The sequence below is a fragment of the Mycobacterium kyorinense genome, from assembly GCF_002101735.1.
Lineage (GTDB): Bacteria > Actinomycetota > Actinomycetes > Mycobacteriales > Mycobacteriaceae > Mycobacterium > Mycobacterium kyorinense.
The window spans coordinates 39,887-47,427 of the sequence record NZ_LQPE01000050.1; the positions used below are offsets into that span (position 1 = coordinate 39,887).

Below are 7,541 nucleotides of genomic sequence, written 5' to 3' on the forward strand. Positions count from 1 at the left end.
GGGAGGGTGGTGGCGGTGCGGGCACGCACATTGGTTAGCGCGGCGCTAAGTGTGTCGGCGGTCGGCTGGGCCGGGCTGTGGGGCGCGCCATGCGCCGGCGCGGTGGAGCCTCCGCAGATCAACGTGGCCGCGCTGCCCCCTGATGGGCCGCCGGGTCCTGATCAGCCGCTGCGCCAGGGCGCCTATTGCACCAAGGTGGGCACGATGCCCGGCACCGACTACCGGGTGCAGCCGCATTACCTGGACATGCTGAATTTGGCTGAAGCGTGGCGGTTTGGGCGCGGGGCGGGCCAGCGGGTCGCCGTGATCGACACCGGGGTCAGCCCGCACCCTCGGCTGCCGGATCTGGTGGGCGGCGGCGACTATGTGGTGCCCGCCGACAACGGCCTGTCGGACTGTGATGCGCACGGAACGCTGGTGGCGTCGATGATCGCCGCCAAGCCCAACGACGGGAGCACACCGCTGCCGGCGCCGCGGGAGGTTCGCCGGCCCGAATCGGTGCCGACCAATGAGGCTCCGCCGCCACCACCGCCGCCGCAGACGGTGACCGTGGTGCCTGCGCCGCCCCCGCCTCCGCCGCCGCCGGAAGGGGAGGGTTGGCGCCAGAGCGGCCCGGATGGCGGCGGGTTCGTGCACGCCGCGGGCCGGTTGAAGACCGCACCGCCAGGACCTGATGATCCATCCCCGGTGCCGCCGCCGCCACTTCCGGCCCCGCCGCCGCCGGTGGCGGACGGGTTTTTTGGGGTGGCGCCGGATGTGTCGATCATTTCGATTCGGCAAAGCTCCAAAGCGTTTAGCCCCAAAGACGCTTTCGCCGGCAATCAAGACCCGGCGACGCGGCGCAAAGCCGGTGATGTGCGCACGATGGCCCGGGCCATCGTGCACGCGGCGAATCTGGGTGCCACGGTCATCAACATCTCGGAGGTGTCGTGCATGACGTCGACCGACATTTTGGATCAGCAGGATTTGGGGGCGGCGGTGCGTTACGCGGCGGTGGAGCGCAACGTGGTGATCGTGGCGGCGGCGGGCAATGTCGGCGACGAGGCCAGTGGGGACTGCAAACAGAATCCGATCTATAACCCGTTGACGCCCAACGATCCTCGCGATTGGGCCGGGGTGACCACCATCGCCACCCCTGCGTGGTTTTCTGACTATGTGTTGACAGTGGGTGCGGTGGATGCCACCGGGGCGCCGCTGCAGAACAGCATGGCGGGCCCGTGGGTGTCGATCGCTGCGCCGGGCACCGACGTCGAAGGGCTCTCGCCGCGCGATGACGGCTTGATGAACGCCGTGGAGGGCAGGCAGAACACGCTCAAACAGGTTGGCGGCACGTCGTTTTCGGCGGCGATCGTCTCCGGGGTCGCCGCGCTGGTGCGGGCGAAATACCCTAATTTGACTGCGCATCAGGTGATCAACCGGTTGCTGGCCACCGCCCATGCCCCGGCCCGCGGAGTCGATAACCAGGTCGGTCACGGCATTGTCGATCCGGTCGCCGCGCTGACCTACGATTTGCCGCCGGGCGAACCGGTTGGGCCGCAACACCTCGCCGCGCCGCTGGTGCTGGCACCACCCAAGATCGGCCGCGATATGACGCCGGTTTGGGTCAGTGCTGCCGGGGTGGCGGGTACCGCGCTGCTGGGTGCGCTGGTGTTGGGCAGTGCCGCGCTGATTTCACAGCGGCGGGGGGCCAGGCCGTGACGCCGGCGTTTCCGCTGGGTGTGGGGGCCTCGTGGCTGCGGCTGGTCGCGGTGTTTGTCACCGGCGTGGGGTGTGTGTTCACCGGGGCCGGCGTGGGCGGTCGGGCCGGCTGGTGGAGCGGGATCGGGGTGGCCGGGCTGATCGCGGTGGCGGCGTTGGTGCGCTGGCGCGGCGCGGGGCTGCTCGATTTGGGGTGGGCTGCGCTGGGCTGGCCGCACCACGGACTCGATGAACAGGGCGGGGAATTGGGCGACTATTCGCGCACATTCGGCCCGGCCCAGGGGGTGGGAATCCGCGGCGTGGGCGCGGATGCGGTGGCTGTGGTGGCGGTCGACGGGCCGCCGCACAGCCCCTCGGTGCTCGACTACGGGCGGGTCGAGTCGCTGGTGAAGCTGCCGCTGGCCGCGCTGGCCAAGGGTTTACAGCAGTGCGATGTGCGGTTGGACGGCGTCGACATCCTCAGCAGCGGGTCGCGGCGGGCCCCGCAGTCGCATCACCCGTATTCGCCGGTGTATTCGAGCGAAGTGGGCGATCACCCGGCGGTCGGGCAGCGCCGAACGTATCTGGTGGTGCGGTTCAACGCGGTGCGCGGCGCGGCGGCGGTGCTGTGGCGTGAGTCGGTCGCGGCCACGGTCAGTGCGGCCGCAGAGTGGCTGGCCGCGGAGCTGACCAACATGCGTCTGCCGGCGCGGGTGTTGACCGCCGAGCAGATCCGCGACGCGGATGCCGTGTTACTGGCCGGGATCGAGGCGTCCTCGGTGCGGCCGGGGTGGGGCCGGCTGCGGCACTCGGGGGGTTATGTGCACACCTATTGGGTGTCGCCGGGCGACATTTGCACCGCCACGCTGGATCGGCTGTGGGCGCCGGACACCGACGCCACGGTGGTGTCGGTGCAGCTGCGGCGGACCGACAACGGCGAGACCACGGTGGGGGTGATGGTGCGATATCACACCGGCGCCCCGCTGGCCGCACCCCCGCTGACCGGGTTGAACCCGCTGTCGGGTCGCCACGACGTCGGGCTTTTGGCCGGGCTGGCGCGGCCCGGGCCGGCGCCGAAGGTGCCGTGCCGGGTGCTGGGCGCCGAGGAGACGATCACCATGCCGGTCGCGGCCACGGGCATCATCATCGGTTCCACCACGACCGGGCATCCGCTGCTGGTGGACTTGGCCGACCCCACCGCGGGGTCGCTGGTCACGGTGTGCGGAGAGTTCGCGTTGACGGTGCAGGTGGCGTTGCGCGCGGCCGCAACCGGATATCAGGTGCTGGTGTGCAGCGGCCAGCCGCAGCGGTGGCGGGAGGCCACTGCGGCCGGTTTGCAGGTTGTCGGCCCGGGCGGCTTGGGTGTGAGCTTGCCGCCGTCACGGCTGGCGTGGCTGGTGGTCTATGACGGCGTTGACGCACCAACGCCGGCCGCGGCGGCGGTGACGGTGCGCAGGGTGGGCCCGGGCGCAGGCAGCACCGCTGATGTGCATATCGAGCAGGACAGCCCCGCCACGGCGGTGATCCGGACGTGGGCGTTCCAGTACCGGCTGCGCATCGATTTGAGCTATGAGCGCCGCCTGATCGGCACCAAATCCCGCCACGCCGCCTGACTTTGGGGGGACTTCATCGCAATGACGGGAATTGATTCGGAAACCCCGGCGCGCAGCGCATTTCGGCGCGGCCTGCTGGCCTCAGGGGTCAGTGTGGGCGGGCTGGTTCCCAGCCACAACCAGCAGGTGGCCGCCGAAATGTTTCGCGCCGCCACCGAGGCTGATCCGTCGGTATGTGACGGGTGGCTGGGCCGGTTGCTGGCCGGCGAGGACTCTGCGGAGGTCTTGGGCGGGGCGTGGGCGGCGGTGGGCACGCTGGGCTGGGAGATACGGCGCTTGGGGGTCATCGGCGCACAGTTTCGGCCGATGGTGTTCGACGGCTTGTTTTTGCAGCTGCCGATCAACTCGGTGGACTCGCTGCGCTGCGGCTATGCCAGCGTGCTGATCCGAGGCAGGCAATACCGGCAGGCTGATGCGCTGCTGGGCGGCCAGCCGGACACGAGTGATCCGTTCGACGCCGACTTGCACACCTACGTGAGCGGGCTGCTGCATTTTTGCACCCAACGCTGGACCGATGTGCTGCGGCTGTTCCCGGTCGACAAGCGTTGGTACCGGCCGGAATACGAGTGCGCGGCCACCGCGATGGCGACCACGGCGCTGGCGTCGCTGGGTGTGTTCGAGGACGCTTTTCGGCGCGGGGAAAGAGCCGCCGCCGATGAGCGGGTGCCCCAGGCGGCCACGGTGATCCTCTATACGCAGGCGATGTGTTTGCGGCATCTGGGCCGCGAAGACGAAGCCGGGCAGCTGTTGCGGCGGGTGTATTCTCGCGACCCGAAGTTCAGTCCGGCCCGCGAGGCGATGGACGATCCCAGCCGGCGGCTGGTGCTGACCGACCCGGAAACTATTGAGGCTCGCACCGATCCGTGGGATGCTGCCAGCGCGCCGACCCGCGCGCAGACGCAGAGCGCACGCGATGCGCAGGCGGCCGCGCAGTATTTGGCGCAGGGTCAAGCCGAGTTGGATGCAATGCTGGGCATGGAGGCGGCTAAACGCGAAATCAAACGTATCCGCTCGACAACGAAAGTGAACCTGGCGCGCTCCAAGGCGGGGTTGCGGGTTCCGGTGACATCGCGGCACACACTGCTGTTGGGGCCCCCGGGTACCGGAAAGACTTCGGTGGCGCGGGCTTTCACCAAGCAGCTGTGCGGTCTGAAAGTGTTGACCAAGCCGCTGGTGGTGGAGACTAGCCGCGCTAAGCTGCTGGGCCGCTACATGGCCGATGCGGAAAAGAACACCGAGGAAATGCTTGAGGGCGCCTTGGGTGGGGCGGTGTTTTTCGATGAGATGCATTCGCTGCATGAGCGCGGCTATTCCACCGGCGACCCGTACGGCAACGCGATCATCAACACGTTGCTGCTGTACATGGAAAATCACCGCGACGAGCTGGTGGTGTTCGGCGCCGGCTACGCCAAGGCCATGGAACGCATGCTGGAAGTCAATCAGGGTCTGCGCCGCCGGTTTTCCACGGTCATCGAGTTTTTCAGCTACACCCCGCCTGAGCTTATCGAGTTGACGAAATTGATGGTCGCTGAGGATGAGGACGTCACCAGTGACGCCGCGGTGGAGGTGCTGCGACCCGATTTCGAACGCTTCTACACCGAGCAGACCCGCACCGCCGAAGGCGATCTCATCCGCGGCATCGACATGCTGGGCAACGCCGGGTTTGTGCGCAACGTGGTGGAAAAGGCCCGCGATCACCGCAACGCCCGGTTGGACAACGCCGAGCTGGATGACCTGCTGGCCAGCGACGACGCCGAGTTCAGCGACGAGCAGCTGCAGCGCCTGCGAGAATTGACCCGCGAGGATCTGGCCGAGGGGCTGCGCGCGGCGGTGTCAGAAAAACAACCGTTACAAACGTAGTTGGCCGTTGTTGGCCAGTGCCGGGGTAACGGTTGCCCGGCCCGGGTCACCGCGTTCATGCCGGCTAAGAGATGACCCGTAATCGTGGCCGGCGGTTCGACGGTGATTCGAACGCTGCGCCTGTCGGGTCATACTGGTCGCGTGACGAATAACGTTGTGGACCTTGCCGAGAAGCTATCGCTGCTCTCCGAGCACTGGACGACGAAAACGGTTGCGCGCCGGAATGATTACGAAATCAAGGTTGTCACGATCGATGGCGAGTTTGTCTGGCACAGCCACGAAGACACCGATGAACTGTTCCTGGTCCTGGCAGGTGAGCTGACGATCCGGCTGCGTGATCGAGACGTCGTGCTGGGGCCGGGACAACTATTCGTTGTTCCCCGCGGAATCGAGCACTGCCCTGTTGCCAGCGAGGAGGTCCATGCTGTGCTTATCGAGCCAACAGGCATGCCTAACACCGGCGGCGCGGGCGGGGTACGCACCGCCGATTACGAAGTTGTCTGAGTTCTTGAACTGGATTGGTGCTTTCAGGTTCCACAGCCCGGCGACGATCTGGAGGCTGTGGTTGATGGCGTCGCCGCGGCGGCGGCATTGGCGCAGTATTTGCCAGTCTTTGAGACGGGCGATGACGTGTTCGACCCGAGCCCTGATCCGGCGGTGCGCCCGGTACTGCTCATCGCGGACGATCCGGCCGGTGTGGTCGCGGCGCGGTGTGGTGATGGTGGTGATGCCGCGGTAGCCTCCGTCGCCAAGGACGACATGATCATTCAATAGTTGCGCCACGGTGTGGCGGGCCACGATGACGTCGTTGCGGTTACCGGGCCAGCAGCGGCCGGCTATCAGCACGCGTCGCCGGTGAGCACAGATGATGATCTGGGTGTTGACGCTGCGGCGGTAGTTCTTGCTGATGGCGGTGATCGACTGGTCGTGCACCGGGATGAGGGTGCCGTCGATGATCCACGGCCCGGTGCCGGCAGCCGGATTGGGCTGTAGCGCTTGGGCCAGCACTGGCACCAGGTGATGGATGACGCGGTCCACCGTGGATTGGCTGGTGTGAAACAGGGCCGCCAGCGCGCGGGTGGTCAGGTTCGTGCGCAGATGGATCAGCACGAGCAGCACCCGCACCGGCAACGGCAGGGCCCAGGGCCGTCCGGGCAGTGGCGGCAGCCGCTGTTGGGCCATGGCGTAGACGGTCTGTATCTGGGTGCGGGTTAGCCCGGTGAGCGGCAGTAGGTTTCGCCATCGGTGTGGCAGCGTGTTGGTGTCAGTGGGTGATGGTTTCATAACCTACATGGCAGCCTCGGTCACCGACACCACCACCGCGACCAGCGGTGACGTGATGCCACGGCGGCGCGGCAAGTCGAAAGCCCCGAACTTCAAATACGAGGGGCCGGTGTCGGTGATCCGCCTGGAGTTGGATGCCTCTGATCACCGCGCCCGCGAGCGGTTGGAACGGCAGTGGGAGGCGGTGTTTCGGCTTCGGCGTGCGCTGCAGCGCGACGCCGCCGCGCGGTGTCTGGCCTATTGGGCGGCCCATCATGAGCGCGCGGCTGATCCCAAGGCGCTGCGCGAGCGGCTGGGGTTGACGCGCAAGGGTCTTGAGGCCGCGGCGAAATCGCATATCGAGGCCAGCCGGTGGATGCGGGATCACCTGACCAAAGCCATCGGGTTACATGTGGCCGATGAAGTGTGGGAAACCGTTGACCGGCACCTGTTCGCTGACGGCTCGGGGCGCCGGCACGGACCGCCGCGGGTCGGGTCGTGGTGGGAATTCACCCGGATACCGGGGCGGGCCCGTTCGCACACCAAGGCCACGCCGACGTGGGAGACCTACCGGCTGGTCGGCACCCTGGACGGGCACCTGGCCGCCTATCGGCACCCGCAGCTCAGCGCCGAGGTAACCACCGGCGCCGCCGCAGCCGCCCGCCCGGCGGGGACCTCGATCCTGGCCCAGCCCGCCAGGCTGGCGGCGCCGACGCGTCCGGCGAGCTCATGGGCCGATTACGATGGTGTTCTGGCGGTAGTGTTCGCCGGGCTGCCCGCCGGAGATCTCGTCCTACCTGTGCGGCTGCCTCAAGGGGCGGGCAGGTGGGCGCAGCTGGCCCATTTCCTGGCCGATCCGGATGTGTGGCACAAGATCGACCTGGTCCGGGTCGCCGACCGTAGGGCTCCTGGGGCCTGGCGCTACTACGCGCATCTCCTCGTACATCAAAGCGGGTATCAGTCCCCCGCCACCCGGGCCCGCCGCGCCGAGGTCCCGGCCGGTCGGCGGGCCGGGGTGGATGCCAACGTGTCCAACCTGGCGGTGGCGTCGTTTCCCGCTGATCAGCCCGATCGGCTGGTCATCGATCAGATCGACTGCACACCACAACAGCAGAAGGCCGCGGCGCG

The 7,541-nt window shown here is 67.8% G+C and carries 4 protein-coding genes and 2 pseudogenes; 5 read left to right on the forward strand and 1 reads right to left on the reverse strand.

The genetic code is table 11. From position 1 onward, the window contains the following. Window positions 1-9 precede the first annotated feature (9 nt). From mycP to AWC14_RS29495, 4 genes are all read left to right on the forward strand, one after another. The gene (mycP, locus tag AWC14_RS08115; protein WP_428838955.1) at window positions 10-1,698 is read left to right on the forward strand and encodes a type VII secretion-associated serine protease mycosin; all 1,689 of its coding nucleotides are present in this window, start codon (window positions 10-12) and stop codon (window positions 1,696-1,698) included. Beyond that, entirely contained in the window at window positions 1,695-3,290 is a 1,596-nt protein-coding gene (gene eccE, locus AWC14_RS08120; RefSeq protein ID WP_158089875.1) for a type VII secretion protein EccE, read from the forward strand. The genes mycP and eccE overlap by 4 nt, the downstream gene beginning before the upstream one ends. Window positions 3,291-3,311: 21 nt before the next feature. After that, window positions 3,312-5,150, forward strand: a complete 1,839-nt coding sequence (gene eccA / locus AWC14_RS08125; protein ID WP_085241133.1) for a type VII secretion AAA-ATPase EccA — start codon at window positions 3,312-3,314, stop codon at window positions 5,148-5,150. A 141-nt stretch (window positions 5,151-5,291) separates the two neighbouring features. Then, window positions 5,292-5,654, forward strand: a complete 363-nt coding sequence (locus AWC14_RS29495; RefSeq protein ID WP_084046956.1) for a cupin domain-containing protein — start codon at window positions 5,292-5,294, stop codon at window positions 5,652-5,654. A gap of 36 nt (window positions 5,655-5,690) precedes the next feature. Here the strand turns inward: AWC14_RS29495 and AWC14_RS29500 are convergent. Next, window positions 5,691-6,434: pseudogene (locus AWC14_RS29500) on the reverse strand (transposase family protein); the annotation flags it as partial. A 7-nt stretch (window positions 6,435-6,441) separates the two neighbouring features. Between AWC14_RS29500 and AWC14_RS08140 the strand changes: the two are divergent. Further along, a pseudogene (locus AWC14_RS08140) lies at window positions 6,442-7,541 on the forward strand (transposase); the annotation flags it as partial.

What these genes read in the sequence shown, in the direction of transcription:
- eccA (WP_085241133.1), top strand. Translation starts at nt 3,312, where the DNA reads ATGACGGGAATTGATTCGGAAACCCCGGCGCGCAGCGCATTTCGGCGC.